The 21,248-nt window shown below is 57.2% G+C and carries 20 protein-coding genes and 1 pseudogene; 6 read left to right on the plus strand and 15 right to left on the minus strand.

The genetic code is table 11. The features are described from left to right. Window positions 1–23: 23 nt before the first annotated feature. A complete protein-coding gene (locus tag ACJ69_RS13985) occupies window positions 24–1,025 on the plus strand; it encodes a zinc-binding alcohol dehydrogenase family protein (RefSeq protein WP_054829508.1) in 1,002 nt (333 codons plus the stop codon). Between the two features lie 93 nt (window positions 1,026–1,118). Here ACJ69_RS13985 and nadR read toward each other — a convergent pair whose 3' ends face one another. The 3 genes from nadR to serB form a co-directional block, all read right to left on the minus strand. Continuing rightward, the gene (gene nadR, locus ACJ69_RS13990) at window positions 1,119–2,351 is read right to left on the minus strand and encodes a multifunctional transcriptional regulator/nicotinamide-nucleotide adenylyltransferase/ribosylnicotinamide kinase NadR (RefSeq protein ID WP_015572616.1); all 1,233 of its coding nucleotides are present in this window, start codon (window positions 2,349–2,351) and stop codon (window positions 1,119–1,121) included. 37 nt (window positions 2,352–2,388) lie between these two features. Then, window positions 2,389–3,774, minus strand: a complete 1,386-nt coding sequence (radA, locus tag ACJ69_RS13995; RefSeq protein ID WP_054829507.1) for a DNA repair protein RadA — start codon at window positions 3,772–3,774, stop codon at window positions 2,389–2,391. A gap of 74 nt (window positions 3,775–3,848) precedes the next feature. Continuing rightward, window positions 3,849–4,817, minus strand: coding sequence for a phosphoserine phosphatase (gene serB / locus ACJ69_RS14000; RefSeq protein WP_023310325.1), 969 nt, complete (start codon window positions 4,815–4,817; stop codon window positions 3,849–3,851). A 117-nt stretch (window positions 4,818–4,934) separates the two neighbouring features. On the opposite strand from serB, the gene ACJ69_RS14005 reads away from it, so the two are divergent. Together ACJ69_RS14005 and lplA are read left to right on the plus strand one after the other, a co-directional pair. Continuing rightward, window positions 4,935–5,579 carry a YtjB family periplasmic protein gene (locus ACJ69_RS14005; RefSeq protein ID WP_029740846.1) on the plus strand — a complete coding sequence of 215 codons (645 nt, stop codon included), beginning with the start codon at window positions 4,935–4,937 and terminating at the stop codon, window positions 5,577–5,579. Between the two features lie 39 nt (window positions 5,580–5,618). Next, window positions 5,619–6,635 (plus strand): lipoate--protein ligase LplA, encoded by a 1,017-nt coding sequence (gene lplA / locus ACJ69_RS14010; RefSeq protein ID WP_059347201.1) that lies wholly within the window; start codon window positions 5,619–5,621, stop codon window positions 6,633–6,635. A gap of 61 nt (window positions 6,636–6,696) precedes the next feature. Here lplA and deoD read toward each other — a convergent pair whose 3' ends face one another. From deoD to deoC, 4 genes are all read right to left on the minus strand, one after another. Then, a complete protein-coding gene (gene deoD / locus ACJ69_RS14015) occupies window positions 6,697–7,419 on the minus strand; it encodes a purine-nucleoside phosphorylase (protein WP_010427122.1) in 723 nt (240 codons plus the stop codon). A gap of 89 nt (window positions 7,420–7,508) precedes the next feature. Further along, window positions 7,509–8,732, minus strand: a complete 1,224-nt coding sequence (deoB, locus tag ACJ69_RS14020; protein WP_047646597.1) for a phosphopentomutase — start codon at window positions 8,730–8,732, stop codon at window positions 7,509–7,511. A 52-nt stretch (window positions 8,733–8,784) separates the two neighbouring features. Beyond that, on the minus strand, window positions 8,785–10,107 hold the full coding sequence (gene deoA / locus ACJ69_RS14025) for a thymidine phosphorylase (protein ID WP_047646671.1): 1,323 nt from the start codon (window positions 10,105–10,107) through the stop codon (window positions 8,785–8,787). Between the two features lie 109 nt (window positions 10,108–10,216). Then, window positions 10,217–10,996, minus strand: coding sequence for a deoxyribose-phosphate aldolase (deoC, locus tag ACJ69_RS14030; RefSeq protein ID WP_023310320.1), 780 nt, complete (start codon window positions 10,994–10,996; stop codon window positions 10,217–10,219). Between the two features lie 262 nt (window positions 10,997–11,258). On the opposite strand from deoC, the gene ACJ69_RS14035 reads away from it, so the two are divergent. Together ACJ69_RS14035 and ACJ69_RS14040 are read left to right on the plus strand one after the other, a co-directional pair. Beyond that, on the plus strand, window positions 11,259–12,806 hold the full coding sequence (locus ACJ69_RS14035; protein ID WP_059347202.1) for a YjjI family glycine radical enzyme: 1,548 nt from the start codon (window positions 11,259–11,261) through the stop codon (window positions 12,804–12,806). Then, a complete protein-coding gene (locus ACJ69_RS14040; protein WP_054829506.1) occupies window positions 12,781–13,641 on the plus strand; it encodes a YjjW family glycine radical enzyme activase in 861 nt (286 codons plus the stop codon). Before ACJ69_RS14035 ends, ACJ69_RS14040 begins: the two co-directional genes overlap by 26 nt. On the opposite strand, the gene ACJ69_RS14045 is transcribed toward ACJ69_RS14040, so the two are convergent. The 8 genes from ACJ69_RS14045 to ACJ69_RS14080 form a co-directional block, all read right to left on the minus strand. Beyond that, window positions 13,636–14,418: a TatD family hydrolase gene (locus ACJ69_RS14045; RefSeq protein ID WP_059347203.1), complete on the minus strand. Its 783-nt coding sequence runs from the start codon at window positions 14,416–14,418 to the stop codon at window positions 13,636–13,638. The two genes, ACJ69_RS14040 and ACJ69_RS14045, sit on opposite strands and share 6 nt — an antisense overlap. Further along, window positions 14,415–15,467 carry a patatin-like phospholipase family protein gene (locus ACJ69_RS14050; RefSeq protein ID WP_029740013.1) on the minus strand — a complete coding sequence of 351 codons (1,053 nt, stop codon included), beginning with the start codon at window positions 15,465–15,467 and terminating at the stop codon, window positions 14,415–14,417. Before ACJ69_RS14050 ends, ACJ69_RS14045 begins: the two co-directional genes overlap by 4 nt. Before the next feature lie 120 nt (window positions 15,468–15,587). Continuing rightward, window positions 15,588–15,749: a DUF1328 domain-containing protein gene (locus ACJ69_RS14055; protein WP_003856556.1), complete on the minus strand. Its 162-nt coding sequence runs from the start codon at window positions 15,747–15,749 to the stop codon at window positions 15,588–15,590. A 127-nt stretch (window positions 15,750–15,876) separates the two neighbouring features. Continuing rightward, entirely contained in the window at window positions 15,877–16,494 is a 618-nt protein-coding gene (gene osmY / locus ACJ69_RS14060) for a molecular chaperone OsmY (RefSeq protein ID WP_032660819.1), read from the minus strand. 299 nt (window positions 16,495–16,793) lie between these two features. Continuing rightward, window positions 16,794–18,383, minus strand: coding sequence for a peptide chain release factor 3 (gene prfC, locus ACJ69_RS14065; protein WP_059347204.1), 1,590 nt, complete (start codon window positions 18,381–18,383; stop codon window positions 16,794–16,796). 91 nt (window positions 18,384–18,474) lie between these two features. After that, window positions 18,475–19,152: a pyrimidine 5'-nucleotidase gene (yjjG, locus tag ACJ69_RS14070; protein ID WP_032660825.1), complete on the minus strand. Its 678-nt coding sequence runs from the start codon at window positions 19,150–19,152 to the stop codon at window positions 18,475–18,477. Window positions 19,153–19,172: 20 nt separating this feature from the next. Further along, window positions 19,173–19,616, minus strand: coding sequence for a ribosomal protein S18-alanine N-acetyltransferase (gene rimI / locus ACJ69_RS14075; protein WP_047742882.1), 444 nt, complete (start codon window positions 19,614–19,616; stop codon window positions 19,173–19,175). After that, complete coding sequence (locus ACJ69_RS14080; protein ID WP_059347205.1) at window positions 19,585–19,998, minus strand: DNA polymerase III subunit psi; 414 nt, start codon at window positions 19,996–19,998, stop codon at window positions 19,585–19,587. Before ACJ69_RS14080 ends, rimI begins: the two co-directional genes overlap by 32 nt. A 102-nt stretch (window positions 19,999–20,100) precedes the next feature. Here ACJ69_RS14080 and rsmC point away from each other — a divergent pair. Further along, window positions 20,101–21,128, plus strand: a pseudogene (gene rsmC, locus ACJ69_RS14085) (16S rRNA (guanine(1207)-N(2))-methyltransferase RsmC). Window positions 21,129–21,248 lie beyond the last annotated feature (120 nt).

Here is a 21,248-nt window from a genome sequence, read left to right on the forward strand (position 1 = left end):
CGCATGCCATTGAGGAGCACACCATGTCTGTTAAAGCCATTGCCGTTAACCCAGAAAATCCGTCCACCTTCATTGAAATCACCCCGCCGATGCCGCAGCCCGGCGAGCACGATCTGCTGGTAGAGGTGAAGGCCGTCTCCATTAACCCGGTCGATACCAAAGTCCACGCGGGCATTGCTAAAAACGGGCTGAACGCGCCGCGCGTGCTCGGCTGGGATGCCAGCGGGATCGTCAAAGCCGTTGGGGCTGGCGTGACCGGATTCAAACCGGGGGATGAAGTGTGGTACGCGGGCGACATCACCCGCCCGGGCAGCAATACCACGCACCAGCTGATTGATGCGCGCATTGTCGGGCACAAGCCTGCCAGCCTCGGCTGGGCGGCTGCCGCCGCACTGCCATTAACCGCTCTCACCGCGTGGGAAGGTCTATTTGAACGGCTGAACATTCAGGATGCCGGGGCGGATAAATCGCTGCTGATCATCGGCGGCGCGGGCGGCGTGGGATCGCTGGCGATCCCATTTGCGAAGCACAACAGCAAGGTGAAAATCATCGCAACCGCTTCGCGAGAAGATTCTGCCCAGTGGTGTAGCGATCGCGGGGCTGACGTAGTCGTCAACTACCGCGATCTGAAAGGCGAGCTGGCGAAACACGGGCTCACCTTTGTGGATTACATCTTCATCCTCAACGACACCGACGGGCACTGGGATGCGGTCAGCGAACTGATTGCGCCGCAGGGGCATATCTGCTCCATCGTTGAGAATGAACGTCCGCTGAACCAGGACAAGCTGAAGTCCAAATCCGCCGCCCTGCACTGGGAGTTTATGTATACCCGCAGCATGTACCAGACCGCGGATATGGCGCGTCAGGGTGAGATCCTCAATGAGGTGGCAAAGCTGGTGGATAACGGCGTGGTGGAAAGTTCGCTCAGCGAAACGCTGCACGGGCTGAGCGTGGAAAGCATTACCGAGGCGCACCGTAAAGTGCTGGAGGGGCATATGCGGGGGAAAGTGGTGGTTGAGTTCTGAGTGGGTTGATGCCCTCACCCCGGCCCTCTCCCAAAGGGAGAGGGAGGTTAAAGTCCCCTCTCCCCTGTGGGGAGAGGGTTAGGGGTAAGTTTTTTACCCCTGCTCCCCCATCATCTCCTTCACCAGCTCGACGCAGCGCAGGAAGCGGGAGTCATAGTCCGACTCTTCCACATGCACAAACTCAACGTTGTTTTCGTTGAGCATCTCCACCAGCATGGTCTGAAACTCTCGCCTGTCTACGGAGCTGCCGAGGCTGCGCATGCCGTCAGCGACCCACGGGGTGTTGTTCTCCAGCAGGATCACCAGGTCAAAGCGGTATTCGTCAATCAGCGCCTGCACGAACGGGTGCTCGCGCCCTTCGTATTTTTTACAGAACGCCTGCGTGGTGACGAAGTCGGTATCGATAAACGCCACTTTATTGGCGTATTTCACCGCAAAATCAATGTACTGGGCGTGTCCGAGCGCAATTTTGTCATAGTCGGAATACTGCAGTGCCATCTCGTCGCCGCCGAGGTGCGAGAAGACATAATCGCGGCCATACTCCCACGCGCTGGTGGTGTTGAAGATGTTCGCCAGCTTGTTGACCAGCGTCGATTTACCACTCGACTCGCCGCCCAGAATAGCTACCGTACGCACGAAGAACGGCTTCACTTCGGTCGGAATGTAATCCCAGTAGCGGAACGGGTTTTCGCGGATCTGCGCCCCGCTGATGTTCATAAAGGTGCGTTTCGGATCGATCAGCACCGTCTCGATGCCCAGATGCTCGCGGAACTGCGGCGCGTCGGACTCTTCAGAGGTGTAGATCCAGTTAGGCGCAATGCCCTTCTCTTCCATAAACGCTTTGATGCCGTTGCTCCACACGTCCCAGCCGTGCGGATACGGCTCCATACCCTCTTCGTTAAAGGCATGAATACGAATATTTTTCTGATACTTAAAAGTCTGGAGCAGCCAGCGCAGGCGGTCCGGCACGGTCGGCTGCTGCGACATGGCGCTGTCTTCAAACAGCTGACGATCGCGGGTTTCGTCGTAGCCCATGATGATGTGCAGCTCGTCAACCTGGCTACAGGCGCGCTGGATCAGATAGATATGCCCGGTATGGAGCGGGTAAAACTTGCCGAACACCACGCCGATGTTCTTTTGCATACGCGGGAATTCCAGCCCCAGAAAGCGGTGCAGCGCTTCCAGCTTCTGCGCGCTGGGGCTTTTGATTTTGGCGTTCAGCAGCTGGCTCAGGTAGCCTTTGGTCATGCCGCTGGCGTCCGCCACCTGCTGCAGCGTGCAGCCCTTCTGGCGGATTGCGGTCTTGATGTAGTCAAATGATGACATAAATTACGGTGCCTCCTGCAAAATCAAATTTACGTAATTATAAGTCGTCAAAGACATTTAACGCATCTGCGAGTTTCTTCATGCCAAATACCTGCATCCCTTCCGGGATTTTTTTCGGCACGTTGGCGGCGGGCACGATCGCCCTGCGGAAGCCGTGTTTTGCCGCCTCGGAGATACGCTCCTGACCGCTGGGCACCGGACGGATCTCCCCGGCGAGGCCTACTTCGCCAAACACTACCAGATCCTGCGGCAGCGGCCTGTCGCGCAGGCTGGAGACCATCGCCAGCAGCAGCGCCAGGTCTGCGCTGGTCTCAGTGACTTTGACGCCGCCGACCACGTTAACGAAGACGTCCTGATCCGCCATCTGCAGCCCGCCGTGACGGTGCAGCACCGCCAGCAGGATCGCCAGACGGTTCTGTTCCAGACCGACAGCCACGCGCCGCGGGTTGCCCATCATCGACACGTCCACCAGCGCCTGAATTTCGACAAGCAGCGGGCGCGTCCCTTCCCACAGCACCATCACCGAGCTGCCGGAGGTGATCTCATCGCCGCGGCTCAGGAAGATAGCCGACGGGTTGCTGACTTCGCGCAGCCCCTGTTCGGTCATGGCAAACACGCCCAGTTCGTTCACCGCCCCAAAGCGGTTCTTGTGGCTGCGCAGGGTACGGAAGCGAGAATCCGCGTCGCCGTCGAGCATTACGGAGCAGTCGATACAGTGTTCAAGCACCTTCGGTCCGGCCAGCGAGCCGTCTTTGGTGACGTGGCCGACCATCACAATCGCCACGCCGCGCGTTTTGGCAAAGCGCGTCAGGTAAGCCGCGGTTTCACGCACCTGCGCGACGCTGCCCGGCGAGGACTGAATGTCCGCCATGTGCATCACCTGAATGGAGTCGATCACCATCAGCTTCGGCTGCTCTTCTTCGGCAATCATGCAGATCTGCTCGATGCTGGTTTCGGAGAGCATGTTCAGGTTGCCGGTCGGCAGGCCCAGGCGGTGCGCGCGCATCGCCACCTGCTGAAGAGACTCTTCGCCCGTGACGTACAGGGTTTTCATCTGTTCGGCGAGCTTGCAGAGCGTTTGCAGCAGCAGGGTCGATTTACCCGCCCCCGGGTTACCGCCGATCAGGATCGCACTGCCCGGCACCACGCCGCCGCCGAGCACGCGGTCAAACTCTTTGAACCCGGTGGAGAAGCGCGGCAGCTCTTCGAGGCTGATGTCTGAAAGTTTTTGCACCTTCGCCACGCCCGCGTTACCGGCGTAGCCGCTCAGGCGCTCGTTGCGGGCCACGCTCGGCGAAGCCGCCACACCACGCACTTCGGTGATGGTGTTCCAGGCATGACAGGCGCTGCATTGCCCCTGCCAGCGCGGATAATCCGCACCACATTCATTACAGACAAATGCGCGTTTTGGAGCTTTCGCCACGGTTTACCTCGTTATTTCTGTGCGGCCTGCGTGCCGGGTGGCGCTTACGCTTACCCGGCATACAAAGCAGACCGTTATTTCTGATTAATGCTGCCGGAGAGAATGCAGAACACCCCCATCAGGTCAGCGTGACGGATAGTGACTTCCGTCTTTTCATTCACTTTTGGCTTGGCGTGGTAGGCAATGCCCAGCCCGGCGGCTTTGATCATCGGCAGGTCGTTCGCGCCATCGCCGATGGCGACGGTCTGGACAACCGGAATTTCATATTTTTCCGCCAGACGCGTCAGCGTATTGGCTTTGTACTGGGCATCTACGATATCGCCGATCACCTGGCCGGTCAGCTTGCCGTCCATGATCTCCAGCTCATTGGCCACCACGGTGGTCAGATGCAGTTTTTCCCGCAGGTAATCCGCGAAGAAGGTGAAGCCACCGGAAGCAATCGCCACTTTCCAGCCGAGGGACTGCAGCTTCAGCACCAGCTGCGTCAGCCCTGGCATCAGCGGCAGCACGTCGCGCACCTGACGCAGAATGTTGGCATCGGCCCCTTTCAGGGTCGCCACGCGCTGGCGCAGGCTGGCGGTGAAGTCCAGCTCGCCGCGCATCGCACGTTCAGTGACTTCCGCCACCAGCTCGCCGCTGCCCGCCAGCTTCGCAATCTCGTCAATACACTCGATCTGAATGGCGGTTGAGTCCATGTCCATGACCAGCAGGCCAGGGGTTTTCAGGTGCGGGATTTTACCCAGCGGCGCGACGTCCAGCCCTGCGTCATGCGCCAGACGCGTTGCGCGCTGCGTCAGGGAACCCGCCAGGCGAATTACCTGGTAGTCTTCCACGCACCAGGCGGCGACGATGACCATCGCCGCACCCAGCTTGCTTTGATACTGGGTCAGGCGTTGCTTATCCAGACCGCGTCCGTAGAGGAGCCAGCCGCTACGACCGGCGTGGTAATCCAGAGGCATCACCTCATCGCCACTTAAAGAGAGCGGCAATCCTGGCCATAAAGAGACATCCGTTGGCAGGTCACACCAGGTAATGTTCGGCATTAAAGCTCCTGTAATTTCGTTCGCGCCGGAAGGTTGCAGAGGGAAAATAACGCATGAGGCTACCCTGTAACCATCACTTCTGGCAACATTAAGCCGTAAATTTTCAGCAGGTGGAATATGGCTCGCGCAAAACTGAAATTCCGGCTCCATCGCGCCGTGATTGTCCTTTCCTGTCTCGCACTATTAGTGGTGCTGATGCAAGGGGCATCGTGGTTTAGCCAGAACCATCAACGGCAACGCAACCCGCAGTTTGAAGAGCTGGCCCGCACGCTGGCACGCCAGGTGACGCTCAACGTCGCGCCGTCCATGCGTACCGAAACCCCGGACGAGAAGCGGATAGGCCAGGTTTTACGCCTGCTCACGGAGAACAGCCGCATTCTTGATGCCGGCGTCTATGATGAGCAAGGCAACCTGATTGCCCGCGCGGGCGAGCACGTCGACGTGCGCGACAGGCTGGCGCTGGACGGGAAAAAAGCCGGGGGCTATTTTAACCAGCAGATCGTCGAACCTATTCAGGGGAAGAATGGCCCACTGGGCTATCTGCGCCTGACCCTCGATACCCACACCCTGCCCACTGAAGCCAAACAGGTCGATAATACCACCAATATTCTGCGCCTGATGCTGCTGCTTTCACTCGCCATCGGCGTTGTGCTGGCGCGCACCCTGCTTCGGGGCAAGCGCTCGCGCTGGCAGCAATCCCCGTTCCTGCTGACCGCCAGTAAATCCGTCCCCGAAGACGAAGAGAGCGAGAAGAAAGAATAGTGATAAAGTAGGCGAACGATTCGGAAAAGGAACTTTGCCATGACGACGTTACGCCTGCTTGTCTCTGACTCTTACGATCCCTGGTTTAATCTCGCGGTAGAAGAGTGCATCTTCCGCCAGATGCCCGCCACCCAGCGCGTACTGTTTCTCTGGCGTAACGCCGATACGGTGGTCATTGGCCGCGCGCAAAACCCGTGGAAAGAGTGCAACACCCGGCGTATGGAAGAGGATAACGTCCGCCTGGCGCGCCGCAGCAGCGGCGGCGGCGCGGTGTTTCACGATCTGGGCAATACCTGCTTCACCTTTATGGCGGGTAAACCGGAGTACGATAAAACCATCTCAACCTGCATCGTCCTCAACGCGCTCAATTCACTCGGCGTGACGGCGGAAGCGTCCGGGCGTAACGATCTGGTGGTGAAAACCCCCGAGGGCGACCGGAAGGTCTCCGGCTCCGCCTACCGCGAAACGATGGATCGCGGCTTCCACCACGGCACCCTGTTGCTGAACGCCGATCTGAGCCGTCTGGCGAACTACCTGAATCCGGATAAGAAAAAGCTCCAGGCCAAAGGAATTACCTCCGTGCGCGGTCGCGTGGCGAATCTGGTAGAACTGCTGCCGGGGATTACGCACGAACAGATTTGCGATGCCATCCGTGACGCGTTCTTTGAGCATTACGGCGAGCGAGTGGAAGCAGAAGTCATCTCCCCTGAAAAAATCCCGGACCTGCCCAACTTCGCCGACACCTTCGCCCGCCAGAGCAGTTGGGAGTGGAACTTCGGTCAGGCTCCTGCGTTTTCACATCTGCTGGACGAGCGTTTTACCTGGGGCGGCGTGGAGCTGCATTTTGACGTGGAGAAAGGCCATATCACCCGCACACAGGTGTTTACCGATAGCCTGAACCCGGCACCCTTAGAGGCGCTGTCGGCACGTTTGCAGGGCTGTTTGTACAGGGCTGATATGCTGCAGCAGGAATGCGACGCGTTGATTGGGGATTTCCCGGAGCAGGAAAAAGAGCTGCGTGAGCTGTCGGCGTGGATTGCACAAGCGGTGCGCTAGGTGCGGTCTGGTGCCCTCACCCCGGCCCTCTCCCACAGGGAGAGGGAGGGAAGAGACAGAATTACTCTTTATCGCCCAACAGAACGGATTCCAGCGCGATTTTGATCATGTCGTTGAAGGTAGTCTGACGCTCGGCAGCGGTGGTCTGCTCGTGGGTACGGATGTGGTCAGACACGGTGCAGATGGTCAGCGCTTTCGCACCAAACTCAGCCGCGACGCCGTAGATACCCGCCGCTTCCATTTCCACGCCCAGAATGCCGTATTTCTCCATCACGTCGAACATCTCGCCGCCGTCCGGGGCATAGAACAGGTCAGCAGAGAAGATGTTACCCACGCGCGCTTCAACGCCCAGCGCTTTTGCCGCGTCAACCGCGTCACGCACCATGCCGAAGTCAGCAATCGCCGCGAAGTCATGGTCTTTAAAACGCATGCGGTTAACTTTGGAATCGGTGCAGGCGCCCATACCGATAACGATGTCGCGCAGCTTAACGTCCATGCGCACCGCGCCGCAGGAGCCCACGCGAATGATTTTCTTCACGCCGAAGTCGGTGATCAGCTCTTTGGTGTAGATAGAGCAGGATGGGATACCCATACCGTGACCCATCACGGAGATTTTGCGGCCTTTATAGGTACCGGTGAAGCCCAGCATGCCGCGAACGTTATTCACTTCACGCACGTCTTCCAGGAAAGTTTCTGCAATGTGCTTCGCGCGCAGCGGGTCGCCCGGCATCAATACGACGTCAGCGAAATCACCCATTTCTGCATTAATGTGAGGAGTTGCCATCTTCAGTTCCTTTTACATTGTTTATTCTTTTCACCCTCTCCCTGTGGGAGAGGGCCGGGGTGAGGGCATCAGACCGCACCCAACTTGATTCAGAACATGGCCTTGCCATATTCCATGTCAGACGTACCAAAGTATTTCGCGATAGTCTGGCCGATGTCCGCGAAGGTTTCACGGTGACCGAGCGAGCCCGGCTTCACTTTCGGGCCGTACACCAGCACCGGAATGTGCTCACGGGTGTGGTCGGTACCGGTCCAGGTTGGGTCACAGCCGTGGTCCGCGGTCAGGATCAGAATGTCATCTTCACCCACCAGCTCCATCAGCTCCGGCAGACGGCGGTCGAACAGCTCAAGACCTGCTGCATAGCCCGCTACGTCGCGACGGTGGCCCCAGGAGGAGTCGAAGTCCACGAAGTTGGTGAAGACGATGGTCTTGTCGCCCGCTTCTTTCATCTCTTTGATGGTGGCATCAAACAGCGCATCCAGACCGGTGGCTTTCACTTTTTTGGTGATGCCGCAGTTGGCGTAGATATCCGCGATTTTACCCACGGAAACCACGTGGCCGTCTTTCTCTTCAACCAGCTTCTGCAGTACGGTCGGTGCCGGTGGCTCAACGGCCAGGTCATGACGGTTACCGGTACGCTGGAAGTTACCCGCTTTGTCGCCGATAAACGGACGCGCGATCACGCGGCCAATGTTGTAGCCGCCTTCGGTCAGCTCTTCACGGGCGATTTCGCACAGCTCGTAGAGTTTATCCAGGCCAAACGTCTCTTCGTGGCAGGCAATCTGGAACACGGAGTCAGCAGAGGTGTAGAAAATCGGCTTGCCGGTTTTCATGTGCTCTTCGCCGAGCTCATCCAGAATCACGGTACCGGAAGAGTGGCAGTTACCGAGGTAACCCGGCAGGTTGGCGCGCTTCACCAGCTTATCGAGCAGCTCCTGCGGGAAGCTGTTCTCGTGATCGGAGAAATAACCCCAGTCGAACAGCACCGGCACACCGGCGATTTCCCAGTGGCCAGACGGGGTGTCTTTACCGGAGGAGAGTTCGTGAGCCCAGCCGTAGGCGCCCACGACTTCCGCGTTGCCGTCCATACCGGCTGCGATTTTACCGGTAGAACCTTCATGCGCTTTCACCAGACCGAGGCGGGTCAGGTTGGGTAGAGTCAGAGGGCCTTTACGACCGTTGTCCGCTTCGCCTTTCGCACAGGCTTCCGCGATGTGACCCATGGTATCGGAACCCACGTCACCAAAACGTTCTGCATCTTCGGTTGCGCCGATGCCGAATGAGTCCAGCACCATAATAAATGCACGTTTCATAATTGTTCTCCGTACGTAGTGCTTAAAAATGATTGATCAGATCAGTATACCGCTATTCGGTGATACGGCGATAGACAGTCGGTGTGGTTTCCGGCGCTTTATCGTCAAGCGTAATAGCCGCTTTCACCGCTTTAGCCGCTTCCTGCCAGCTGGCTTCGTCTTTGGCGTGGATCACCGCCAGCGGACGCTGGCCGTCAACGCTGTCGCCCAGACGGGCCATATCGGTAAAGCCGACGCTGTAATCAATGGTGTCCGATGCCTGACGGCGACCGCCGCCCATCGAGACCACCGCCATACCCAGCGCACGGGTGTCCATCGCAGAGACAAACCCTTCGCTATCGGCATACACCGCTTTGCTGAGCGTCGCGGTTGGCAGGTATTTCGCGTAGTTTTCGACGAAATCGGTCGGGCCTTTCTGCGCCGCAACCATGCGGCCAAAGATCTCCGCCGCTTTGCCGTTGTCCAGCACCGCCTGCAGTTTCGCGCGCGCTTCCGCATCGTCTTTGGCCAGCTTGCCGGAGATTAACATCTCAACACACAGCGCCATGGTCACGTCAAACAGACGCGGGTTACGGTATTCACCGGTGAGGAACTGTACCGCCTCACGCACTTCAACCGCGTTACCGGCGCTGGAGGCCAGCACCTGGTTCATGTCGGTGAGCAGCGCGGTGGTGCGCACGCCCGCGCCGTTGGAGACGCCAACGATCGCTTCGGCAAGCGCAGCAGAAAGTTCATAGGTCGGCATAAAGGCGCCGCTGCCGACCTTCACGTCCATCACCAGCGCGTCCAGCCCTTCTGCCAGTTTCTTCGCCAGGATAGAGGCGGTGATCAGCGGGATGGAGTCAACGGTCGCGGTGATGTCGCGGGTCGCGTAGAAACGCTTGTCTGCCGGAGCAAGAGAGCTGGTCTGGCCGATAATCGCCACACCAACGTCTTTAATAATGTCGCGGAAGCGGTTGTCGTCCGGGAAGATATCGAAGCCCGGAATGGCTTCCAGTTTGTCGAGGGTACCGCCGGTGTGGCCCAGGCCGCGCCCGGAGATCATCGGGATGTAACCGCCACAGGCTGCAACCATTGGGCCGAGCATCAGAGACGTCACGTCGCCCACGCCGCCGGTGGAGTGTTTATCCACGATCGGGCCGTTAAGATTAAGGCTTTTCCAGTCCAGAACGGTTCCTGAATCTCGCATCGCCATGGTCAGCGACACGCGCTCAGGCATCGACATATCGTGGAAGAAAATGGTCATCGCCAGAGCCGCAATCTGCCCTTCTGAGACGGTGTTATCACGAATGCCGTTGATGAAGAAGCGGATCTCTTCATCGCTTAATGCATGACCATCACGTTTTTTACGAATAATTTCTTGTGCGAGAAACACGGTAACCTCCATGCGGAATCGGGGGAGTTGTGGCGGGTGGCGTTACGCTTACCCGCCCTACGATCCTGTCGGCCGGATGAACAAAGCGTCATCCGGCATAGTCTGGCAATCAGTAGCTGCTTGCGCTCTTACCGTCGCCGTGACCCAGCGCTTTCAGCAGGCTGGCCAGCAGGCTGGACGCACCGAAGCGGTAGTGACGGGAATCGGCCCAGTCGGCGCCAAACAGCTCGTCGGCAATCGCCAGGAACTGCTGCGCGTCTTCAGCAGTACGCACGCCGCCCGCAGGTTTGAAACCAACGGTTTTGGACACACCCATGTCGCGGATCACTTCCATCATGATGCGCGCGCTTTCCGGGGTTGCATTCACCGGCACTTTACCGGTAGAGGTTTTAATAAAATCTGCACCGGCCTTGATGGAGATTTCAGACGCTTTACGAATCAGCGCCTCTTCTTTCAGCTCGCCGGTTTCGATGATCACTTTCAGCAGCACGTTTGCCGCCGCGCACGCGTCTTTACAGGCTTTCACCAGGTCAAAACCGACCTGCTCGTTGCCGGCGATCAGCGCGCGGTACGGGAACACCACGTCAACTTCGTCTGCGCCGTAGGCAATCGCCGCGCGGGTTTCCGCCAGCGCAATTTCGATATCATCGTTGCCATGCGGGAAGTTAGTTACGGTTGCAATGCGCACGTCCGGCGTGCCCTGCTCTTTCAGCGTCTTACGGGCAATCGGGATAAAGCGCGGGTAGATACAGATGGCTGCAGTGTTACCCACCGGCGTTTTCGCCTGATGGCACAGGGCGATGACTTTTTCATTGGTATCGTCATCGTTCAGGGTGGTCAGGTCCATCAGCTTCAACGCGCGCAGGCTGCTTGCAGTTAAATCGGTCATAACATTCTCCAACGGCAGTGCCGTATAAATTTTACCTTGCGGGTCTGTGAGTATTCTAACATTCACCCGCATCCACACTTCGACATTCATCACAGTTAATGAAAACTGCATACAAATTTGCATTACTGTAATGAGATCTTCTTCAAACTTTAGCGCGTAAATTGCCGACTAAAGCAGCGATACCCTCTGTCGGATCAAAAGCCCCGACAGGCTGGCTTCCTACAATCCGTTCATCATCCGCAGAACACTCAAGGAAGCGAATATGCCCCACTCCAGCCCCGACGCCCTGCAACAACGTTGCCAGCACATTGTGACAAGCCCGGTGTTAACCCCGGAACAAAAACGTCATTTTCTGGCGCTGGAAGCGGAAAACAACCTGCCTTACCCGGCACTTCCTGAAGCCGCACGAGCCGCGCTGGAAGAAGGGTTTATCTGCGACATGTTCGAAGGCCACGCGCCTTACAAACCCCGTTACGTTCTGCCGGATTACGCAAAATTTCTGGCTAACGGTTCAGAATGGCTGGAACTGGAAGGGGCAAAAGATCTCGACGACGCCCTCTCGCTGTTAACCATCCTCTACCATCATGTTCCGTCCGTCACATCGATGCCGGTCTATCTCGGTCAGCTTGATGCGATATTAACTCCATATGTTAGAATTCTAACACAAGAAGAGATCGATAGCCGAATAAAACGTTTCTGGCGCTATCTCGACCGTACGCTGCCGGATGCGTTTATGCACGCCAATATCGGCCCGGCGGATACGCCCGTCACGCGCGCCATTCTGCGTGCCGATGCAGAGCTGAAGCAGGTCGCGCCGAACCTGACCTTTATCTACGATCCCGATATCACCCCGGACGATTTGCTGCTTGAGGTGGCAAAAAACATATGTGAATGCAGCAAACCGCATATTTCTAATGGCCCGATGAATGATAAAATTTTCACAAAAGGCCGTTACGGCGTGGTGAGTTGTTACAACTCCCTGCCGCTTGCAGGCGGCGGCAGCACCCTGGTGCGCCTTAACCTCAAAGCCATTGCTGAACGCAGCACATCCATTGAAAACTTCTTCACCCGCACGCTCCCGCACTACTGCCAGCAGCAAATTGCCATCATCGATGCGCGCTGCGATTTTCTGTACGGGCAATCTGGCTTCTTTGAGAATAGCTTCCTGGTCAAAGAGGGGCTGATTGATGCGGATCGGTTTGTATCCATGTTTGGCATGTACGGCCTGGCGGAAGCGGTGAATACGCTCTGTGAAAAGGAGGGCATTGAAGGCCGTTACGGAAAAGACGAGCAGGCCAACGCGCTGGGCTATCGCATCAGCGAACAGCTTGCGGCGTTTGTGGAAAACACGCCGGTGAAGCACGGCTGGAAGCATCGCGCGATGCTGCACGTGCAGTCGGGGATCAGCTCCGACTCCGGCACCACGCCGGGCGCGCGCCTGCCCTACGGCGATGAGCCGGATCCTGTCAGCCATCTGCTGGCCGTTGCGCCGCATCACAAACACTATCACTCCGGAATCAGCGATATTCTCACCCTGGAGGAGACGGTAAAACGCAATCCTCAGGCGGTGGTTCAGCTTTGCCTGGGCGCGTTCAGGGCGGGAATGCGGGAATTTACCGCCAACGTAGCGGGTAACGATCTGGTCCGCGTGACCGGCTATATGGTTCGCTTGTCGGATCTGGAGAAATACCGGGAAGCCGGATCGCGCACCAATACTACCTGGCTGGGGGAAGAAGCCGCACGCAATACCCGTATTCTGGAACGACAGCCGCGCGTGGTTAGCCATGAACAGCAGATGCGCTTTAGTTAGTCAGGTCATTCCTTTTTCCTGCGTGGACGGGCCGGGCAGCCGCCTGGCCCTGTTCCTGCAGGGCTGCAACCTGCGCTGCAAAACCTGCCACAACCCGTGGACGATCGGCCGCTGCAACGACTGCGGGGACTGTGTGCCCCACTGCCCGCACGACGCGCTGACCATTCAGGCCGGACGCGTCTGGTGGCAGGAGAGTGACTGCCAGCAGTGCGACACCTGCCTGCACCTGTGCCAGCAGCAGGCAACGCCTATGGCGCACCGCTTCAGCGTGGAAGAGATCCTCACCCAGGTCCGCAAATCCGCACCGTTTATCGAAGGGATCACCGTGAGCGGTGGTGAAGCCACAACGCAATTGCCGTTTTTGATCGCCCTGTTCAACGCGATCAAAGCCGATCCCGCCCTGCGTCACCTCACCTGTCTGGTAGACAGCAACGGTCTGTTAAGCGAAACCGGCTGGCAAAAGCTGCTGCCGGTACTGGATGGCGCGATGCTGGATCTGAAGGCGTGGGGGAACGAGCATCACCGCTTCCTGACCGGGCGCGAAAACCCGCAGATTAAGCAGAACATCCGCTGGCTGGCAGATCGCCGCCGTTTGACGGAACTCCGCTTATTGGTCATCCCAGAGCAATGTGATTACCTGGAACATCTCAAACCGCTAACGACCTTTATCCACGGGCTTGGGAATGTGCCGGTGCGCATCAACGCATTTCATGCGCATGGCGTTTACGGTGAGGCGGCGTCGTGGCGCAGCGCCACGCCCGAGGACGTTGAACCGCTGGCGCGGGCGCTGGAAAAACAGAAGATAACGGTGCTCCGTCCGGCGCTTTACCTATAGCGTGATGCCAAATACCGAACGGGTATTTTCCAGCAGCGCATCGGCAATCACCTCTTCAGGCTCTTTTCGCAGTTCACACAGGGTGGTGAACACGCGCGCCGCCTGTTCCGGGCGATTCGGCTGACCCTGAAAACCATTCAGCGGCATATCCGGCGCGTCGGTTTCCAGCAGAAGCGCCGACAGCGGCAGCTGTGCCATTACGTCCCTGGTTTTACTGGCGCGCGGATAGGTGATGGTGCCACCGACGCCGATTTTATAGCCCAGCTCAATAAAACGCTGCGCCTGCTGCAGGCTGCCGGAAAAACCGTGCACTACGCCCCTGCGAGGCAGATCGATGCGTTTCAGGTGCATCGCCAGCTTATCGTGCGTGCGTCTTGAATGGAGGATCACCGGCAGATCGTGGCGCTTCGCCAGCCTGAGCTGCGCGTCGAGGATCGTCTGCTGGCGCTCAAACTGAGGATCCTCACGATAAAGATCGAGGCCGATCTCACCGATGGCGACAAGTTTGTCTCCTGCGGTCTGCAGGAGCTCATCAAGCCTCTCAATGTGCTCATCAAGGTGTCGCTCAATCACGATCGGATGCAGGCCGAGCGCGGCATAGAGCGCGGGGTACCGCATGGAAAGATCCATCACCCGGGAAAAATAGGCCGCTTCCACTGACGGCATAATGATGGCCTGAACGCCTGCCTCGGCAGCTTTGGCAATGCTGTGCGCTTCATCCCCCGTAAACGGCGGGAAATCAAAGTGGCAGTGGGTATCGACAAAGCGGAGCGTCACGCCAGATCCTCGTTATCCAGTAAAGCGTCATTCGCCTGCGGAATATCCACCAGCGGCATCGTCAGGGCGTCGTTGGCGACAATGGCAGGCGGCATAATAATGCGTTTATGGCGATGAAGCGGCGGTTGCTCCGCCAGCATTTTGCCTACCGTCGCCAGGAAATAGCGCCCGCACAGCCGCCCCGTTTTGTAATCCATGCGCAGCGCAGGGACGCGACTGCCCAGGGCCATGCTCAGCAGCGGCTTAGGTGGATAGATTTCAAAAATACGCAGTTTGCCCGGCGGTTTTTCAATGAAGCGCTGCATCGCGCCGTAGGTGGTTTCATGCTGCTTCGCGATGTTCACCAGCGGCTGCAGGCTGCTGTCGCCCAACCAGCGCTCCATCCGTTTAAACCACTGCGGCGTGTAATACATTTGCGACGGTACGGTTCGGATCACCACAATGGTTTTCGCCCCGCGCCGGGCGGCTTCCTGAACCGGCACCGCGTCACTGATCCCACCGTCCAGATAGCTAATGCCGTCCAGCAGGGCTCCCGTACGATAAAAGCCGGGGATCGCGCTGGAGGCACGGATGATGTCCAGCCAGTTTTCCTTCTGAGGAGAAAAATAGCCCGGCGAATAGTCATCGCCCCGGCTGGCGCACATCCAGAACTCTTTGCCGCTATCAAACAGACGGGCAGCGGTATCCATGGCCAGCGGCATCTGGCTGGAGGTCGCTTCCAGTAGCCAGTCGAGATCGATCAGGTTGCCGCCGCGCACAAAGCGCACCGGATTAAAAAATTCTTTTGCCGTGGTGTAGCGCATGATGACCTTTCGCGCGTAGCCAGGTTGATTACAAACATAGGCAGAGAGGTTCTGCGCCCCGGCAGACGTGCCGAAGTAAAGGTCAAACGGGTTGAACTGCGCGCGCATAAATTCATCCAGCACGCCGGCGGTGAAAATGCCGCGCTGCCCTCCCCCCTCGCAAACCAGCGCGAGTTGACCTGCGCGAAACGGTTTTAACGTCAGCGGCGCAATATTGCCGAGCGTAACGGGAATTCGTTGCCCCACCTCTGCTTTCCTGTTTTGATTATTTTATAACACCACAGTAACGCACCCGACCTGTTCCGCAAATAAGAAAAAGCCAGTCACAGTGACTGGCTTTATTTTGTTGAAGGAATATTGCGTTTGCTACGGACGTCTACGACCCGTAAACAGGCTGACCAGGAACAGAATAATACCCACAACGAAGACAATTTTAGCTGCCCATGCCGCTGTACCTGCCAGTCCACCAAAGCCCAATGCGGCGGCAATTAACGCGATAACCAGAAATATAATGCCCCAACGAAACATAAGCTTCTCCTTTACCATAGTTAATGTCGGCCGCTAAACGTGAGCGCTCAGGTCACTCACCGGCGTTTTTCCAGAGTCGTTCTTATTTCGCCCGCAGGTGTTAGCCAGACGGGCGAATGGTCCAGATTTACTTCGTTTTCAGATCGTTTTTAACGCTTTTCACACCGTCAATCGCTTTCGCGATGGACTCGGCGCGTTCACTTTGCGCCTGCGAATCTACCGTACCGGAAAGCTGAACCACACCATCGGTGGTTTCTACTTTCACCTTACGGGACGGCACGATGTCATCCGCTAAAAGTTTAGCTTTGATTTCGCTGGTAGTAGCGGCATCACCGGCATAACCTTTCACCGACGCGTTTTTACCGTCACGTACGTGCAGCTTATCGCTGACGGAGGCAACACCTTCGACGCCCTTCGCGACTTTCACCGCCTGCTCGGCCTGAGCCTGGCTTTCCACGAAGCCGCTCAGCGTGACCACTTTCTTGTCGGTCTTAACGGAAATATCGGTACTTTTGATGGATTCATCATCCACCAGTGCGGCTTTCACTTTTGCTGTGATTGAGCTGTCATCCATGAAGTTGCCGACTTTATTCATAGAGCTATCGATTTTTTGCCCTGCGGTATCGGCAGTGGACTGTGCTTTATCCATGGTGGTGCTTTCCGCCAGGGCGGAACCGCTCACCAGAACGCTACCCAGGGTTACAGCCAGCAGAGTTTTCGAAATCTTCAGTCTTGTCATATTCATCGATCTATTCCTGTGTTGACCCGTTATTCGGGCTACATACTTCCTTAGTAGTTTTATATATTGCGAATAAACACGCGGGCAAAATGGACAACCTAAAGTCATGCATTGAACAGTTAATTTATCCACGCCCGGTGTTAAACACTGAGTTAAATATAGATCACTCTCACAGAGCCGCTTTCAGAATTGAGTAAAAAACGCGCGAATAGCGTGAAATTGCGTTGAATTAAGAACATTCCGCAAGGGATTAATAAGACAGGAATTAAAGAAGAGCACGGCGGCAGCCGTGCTCTGAGAGGGGATTAGTGCTCGCGGGTTTTACGGAACTGAACGTCAGGATAACGTTCCTGCGTCAGGTTCAGGTTCACCATGGTTGGTGCGATATAGGTCAGGTTATCGCCGCCATCCAGCGCCAGCTGAATTTCGTTCTTACGCTTAAATTCTTCGAATTTCTTCACGTCAGAACACTCAACCCAGCGCGCGGTCGCGACGTTCACGGACTCGTAAATCGCTTCCACGTTGTACTCGCTCTTCAGACGCGCAACAACCACGTCGAACTGCAGCACGCCGACCGCACCCACGATCAGATCGTTGTTCGCGATTGGGCGGAACACCTGCACGGCGCCCTCCTCGGAGAGCTGAACCAGGCCTTTCAGCAGCTGTTTCTGCTTCAGCGGATCGCGCAGACGAATACGACGGAACAGCTCCGGTGCGAAGTTCGGAATACCGGTGAACTTCATCATTTCACCCTGGGTGAAGGTATCGCCGATCTGAATAGTGCCGTGGTTGTGCAGACCGATGATGTCGCCCGGATACGCCTCTTCAACGTGCGAACGGTCGCCCGCCATAAAGGTCAGCGCGTCGGAGATCACCACGTCTTTACCGGTACGCACCTGGCGCAGCTTCATGCCCTTTTCATACTTACCGGACACCACGCGCATAAAGGCCACGCGATCGCGGTGTTTCGGGTCCATGTTGGCCTGAATTTTGAACACGAAGCCGGTGAATTTCTCTTCCTGCGCTTCCACTTCACGGGTGTCGGTTTTACGCGGCATCGGGCGCGGCGCCCACTCCACCAGACCGTCCAGCATGTGGTCAACGCCGAAGTTACCCAGCGCGGTACCGAAGAAGACCGGGGTGATTTCACCGCTCAGGAACAGCTCTTTGTCGAACTCGTGAGACGCACCTTTGACCAGCTCCAGTTCGTCGCGCAGCTGCGCGGCCAGCTCTTCGCCGACTGCCACGTCCAGCTCAGGGTTATCCAGACCTTTCACCACGCGAACGTCCTGAATGGTGTGGCCTTTACCGGTCTGATACAGATAGGTTTCGTCTTTATAGAGGTGATACACCCCTTTGAACAGCTTACCGCAGCCAATTGGCCAGGTGATGGGCGCACAGGCGATTTTCAGCTCGCTTTCCACTTCGTCCATCACTTCCATCGGGTCACGGATGTCACGGTCGAGTTTGTTCATAAAGGTGAGGATCGGCGTATCGCGCAGACGGGTAACTTCCATCAGCTTACGGGTCCGGTCTTCTACACCTTTCGCGGCGTCGATCACCATCAGACAGCAGTCCACCGCCGTCAGGGTACGGTAGGTATCTTCGGAGAAGTCTTCGTGGCCCGGGGTATCCAGCAGGTTCACCAGGCAGTCGTGATACGGGAACTGCATCACGGAGGTGGTAATCGAAATACCACGCTGCTTTTCCATCTCCATCCAGTCAGATTTTGCATGCTGGCTGGAGCCACGGCCTTTAACGGTACCCGCAGTCTGGATCGCCTGTCCGAACAGCAACACCTTCTCGGTGATGGTCGTTTTACCGGCATCCGGGTGGGAGATAATGGCAAAAGTGCGGCGCTTGGCCACCTCTTGCAGATAAGGAGACAACGTCATAATTAAATCTTCTTTTATAAGCGCGGCAGCACGCCACGCATCATGGAATACAAAATTGCGGCTATTTTACCCATCAATGGGGGGCAGGCAATCATTGTTTACACAGGAGTTGCTCCAGTTCGTTCAACGACGTTACGGTCCAGGTCGGCTCGATGCCTTCAGGCTTCACGCGGCCATGCGCGTTGAGCCAGACGGTCGACAGACCGGCATTCATTCCGCCCAGGATATCTGACTCTGCCGTATCACCCACCATCAGGACGCGATCGCGGTCAGGATTACCTGCCTGCGACAGCGCATAATCGAAAATACGCGGATCCGGTTTAGGTACGCCCACCTCTTCGGAGATCACCAGCGCGTCGAAATGATCGCGCAGGCCGGTGCGCTCGAGGCGGATCTGCTGCAGGGCGGTAAAACCGTTGGTGATGATCCCCAGTTTCACCTTGCCTTTCAACGCATTCAGCAGGGAAACCGCACCCGGCAGTGGCGCACAGATATCGGCCATCGCGTTCAGGAACGCCTCGTTCAGCGTCCCCGGACTGACCTTTAAGCGTTCCGCCCAGACGTCAAAACGCTGGTGCTGAAGCTGTAACGCGGTGATGGCACCGTTCTGGTAATCCACCCACAGCGGCTTGTTTACCGCCTGATAGTCCTGAAAATCTTCAGCGGTGAAGGTCACGCTATAGTCGAGAAACATCCGCTGCAGGCCGCCGAACGAATCGAACGTAAACAGCGTTTCGTCGGCATCAAAGAAAATCCAGTCCCATTTCATCGTTACAACCTTATTTTTTATTATCCAATCGGCAGAGCCATTATGATGGCGTCTTCGCGTCCCTCTGCGGTGGGGTAGTAGTTACGGCGGATTGTCGCCTCGTTAAAGCCTAAGCTTTCATAGAGCGCGATGGCGGCGACATTCGACGCGCGCACCTCCAGCCACAGGGTGAAAACGTCACGGGTTTCGAGCTCGCGAATGAGGTGCTCGAGCAGTTCTCTTCCCAGCCCACGGCGCTGGAACGCGGGATCAACCGCAATATTAAACAGCGTCGCTTCATCAAGAACAACCTGCGTGATCGCGAAGGCGGCCATGGTGCCGTCAACGTCCAGACGGAAGTTCAGATACCGTTCGCCCTGATTGCTGGCGAAGGTTTTTTCGCTCCACGGAAAGGCGTGGGCGCGTGTTTCAATCGCAAACGCTGTGGTCAGGTCAGGCGTCGTGAGGGAAGAAATCGTGTTCATATTCGCAGATTTGTTGCCATAGCGCGCTGCGCGCTTTTGGGTTGGCTTTCAGTTCGTCCAGCGCTGGCGTGCAGATCTGGCTCCCCTGGAGGGGGATCTCGTTTGTCTCTCCGATACGCCAGCTGTTACAGCGGCTATCAGGAGGAAGCATCGCGACATGCTCTGGCGTCAGCTGTAAAACCTGGTCGGCCGTCATCTTCAGGCTGCGAAGGACATCATCGATCAGGGGTTCATTCAGGGCAGGCAGTTCTTCCGCCACCATCACCAGGCGTACGTGCGCAGGGATGGAAATGGCGATTTCGCCCTGCAACGCCGTCGGGCGACGCAAAGCCCACTGGGTAATGCCCAGCTGCTGCAACTGCCAGTCTCGTCGGGATGTCATAGGGAAAACTCCTGTCTCTCAGGCGCGCAAATATAGCAAATGTGTCGAAAGTGCGCCATCTACCTACTATAATCCCCGCCTGAGTTTATTGAGGAACAATTCATGTCTGCATTTACCCCGGCAAGTGAAGTCTTGCTGCGTCACAGTGATGATTTCGAAGAAAGCCGTATTCTGTTTGCCGGAGATATGCAGGATGACCTGCCTGCGCGTTTCGACTGTGCTGAAAGCCGTGCCCACACCCAATACTACCACCACTGGCAGGTGCTGAGCCGCCAGATGGGCGAGCGCGCGCGCTTTAGCCTGGTGGCGGAGCAGAGCGATATCGCCGACTGCGATACGCTGATCTACTACTGGCCGAAGAACAAGCCGGAAGCCCAGTTCCAGCTGATGAACCTGCTCTCCCTGCTGCCGGTCGGCTGCGATATTTTCGTGGTGGGTGAGAACCGCAGCGGCGTGCGTAGCGCTGAACAGATGCTGGAAGGCTACGCGCCGCTGAACAAAGTCGACAGCGCACGCCGCTGTGGTCTGTACCATGGCCGTCTGGAAAAACAGACAACGTTTGATCCACAGGCTTACTGGGACGAGTACCAGCTCGACGGCCTGACCATCAAAACCCTGCCGGGCGTGTTCAGCCGTGACGCGCTGGATACGGGCAGCAAGCTGCTGCTCTCCACCCTGACGCCGCACACCAAAGGCAAAGTGCTGGACGTGGGCTGCGGCGCGGGCGTGCTCTCTACCGTGCTTGCCAGCCATTCACCAAAAGTGCGCTTAACCCTGTGTGACGTGAGCGCCCGGCGGTAGAAGCCAGCCGCGCAACGCTTGCCGCAAACGGCATTGAAGGCGAGGTGATTGCCAGCAACGTCTTCTCCGACGTCACCGGTCGCTTCGACATGATTATTTCCAACCCGCCGTTCCACGATGGTATGGAGACCAGCCTTGAAGCGGCACAAACGCTGATCCGTGGCGCAACCCGTCACCTTAACAGCGGCGGCGAGCTGCGTATTGTTGCGAACGCCTTCCTGGCGTACCCGAAAGTGCTGGACGAAACCTTCGGCTTCCACGAAGTGATCGCCCAGACCGGCCGCTTTAAGGTCTACCGTACCGTAATGACGCGTCAGGCCAAAAAGTAATCTCCACTCCAGCAGGCCGGATAAGCGCAAGCGCCATCCGGCTCCGCATGGCACCTGCATCGGCCATTTTTGCAGCAATCAAGGCGTCGCGCGCACTTTTCTGTTGACGTAAAGCTGAAA

This window comes from Enterobacter asburiae (assembly GCF_001521715.1).
GTDB classification, from domain to species: domain Bacteria; phylum Pseudomonadota; class Gammaproteobacteria; order Enterobacterales; family Enterobacteriaceae; genus Enterobacter; species Enterobacter asburiae.

Excerpts from the sequence above, each read along its gene's own strand:
- deoB (WP_047646597.1), bottom strand. The coding sequence starts at position 8,732 with ATGAAACGTGCATTTATTATGGTGCTGGACTCATTCGGCATCGGCGCA.
- ACJ69_RS14055 (WP_003856556.1), bottom strand. The coding sequence starts at position 15,749 with ATGTTTCGTTGGGGCATTATATTTCTGGTTATCGCGTTAATTGCCGCC.
- ACJ69_RS14005 (WP_029740846.1), top strand. The coding sequence starts at position 4,935 with ATGGCTCGCGCAAAACTGAAATTCCGGCTCCATCGCGCCGTGATTGTC.
- rimI (WP_047742882.1), bottom strand. The coding sequence starts at position 19,616 with ATGAACACGATTTCTTCCCTCACGACGCCTGACCTGACCACAGCGTTT.
- serB (WP_023310325.1), bottom strand. The coding sequence starts at position 4,817 with ATGCCGAACATTACCTGGTGTGACCTGCCAACGGATGTCTCTTTATGG.
- prfC (WP_059347204.1), bottom strand. The coding sequence starts at position 18,383 with ATGACGTTGTCTCCTTATCTGCAAGAGGTGGCCAAGCGCCGCACTTTT.
- ACJ69_RS14040 (WP_054829506.1), top strand. The coding sequence starts at position 12,781 with ATGAACAGCAGATGCGCTTTAGTTAGTCAGGTCATTCCTTTTTCCTGC.
- ACJ69_RS14035 (WP_059347202.1), top strand. The coding sequence starts at position 11,259 with ATGCCCCACTCCAGCCCCGACGCCCTGCAACAACGTTGCCAGCACATT.
- ACJ69_RS13985 (WP_054829508.1), top strand. The coding sequence starts at position 24 with ATGTCTGTTAAAGCCATTGCCGTTAACCCAGAAAATCCGTCCACCTTC.
- nadR (WP_015572616.1), bottom strand. The coding sequence starts at position 2,351 with ATGTCATCATTTGACTACATCAAGACCGCAATCCGCCAGAAGGGCTGC.
- deoD (WP_010427122.1), bottom strand. The coding sequence starts at position 7,419 with ATGGCAACTCCTCACATTAATGCAGAAATGGGTGATTTCGCTGACGTC.
- osmY (WP_032660819.1), bottom strand. The coding sequence starts at position 16,494 with ATGAATATGACAAGACTGAAGATTTCGAAAACTCTGCTGGCTGTAACC.
- deoC (WP_023310320.1), bottom strand. The coding sequence starts at position 10,996 with ATGACCGATTTAACTGCAAGCAGCCTGCGCGCGTTGAAGCTGATGGAC.
- lplA (WP_059347201.1), top strand. The coding sequence starts at position 5,619 with ATGACGACGTTACGCCTGCTTGTCTCTGACTCTTACGATCCCTGGTTT.
- yjjG (WP_032660825.1), bottom strand. The coding sequence starts at position 19,152 with ATGAAATGGGACTGGATTTTCTTTGATGCCGACGAAACGCTGTTTACG.
- ACJ69_RS14080 (WP_059347205.1), bottom strand. The coding sequence starts at position 19,998 with ATGACATCCCGACGAGACTGGCAGTTGCAGCAGCTGGGCATTACCCAG.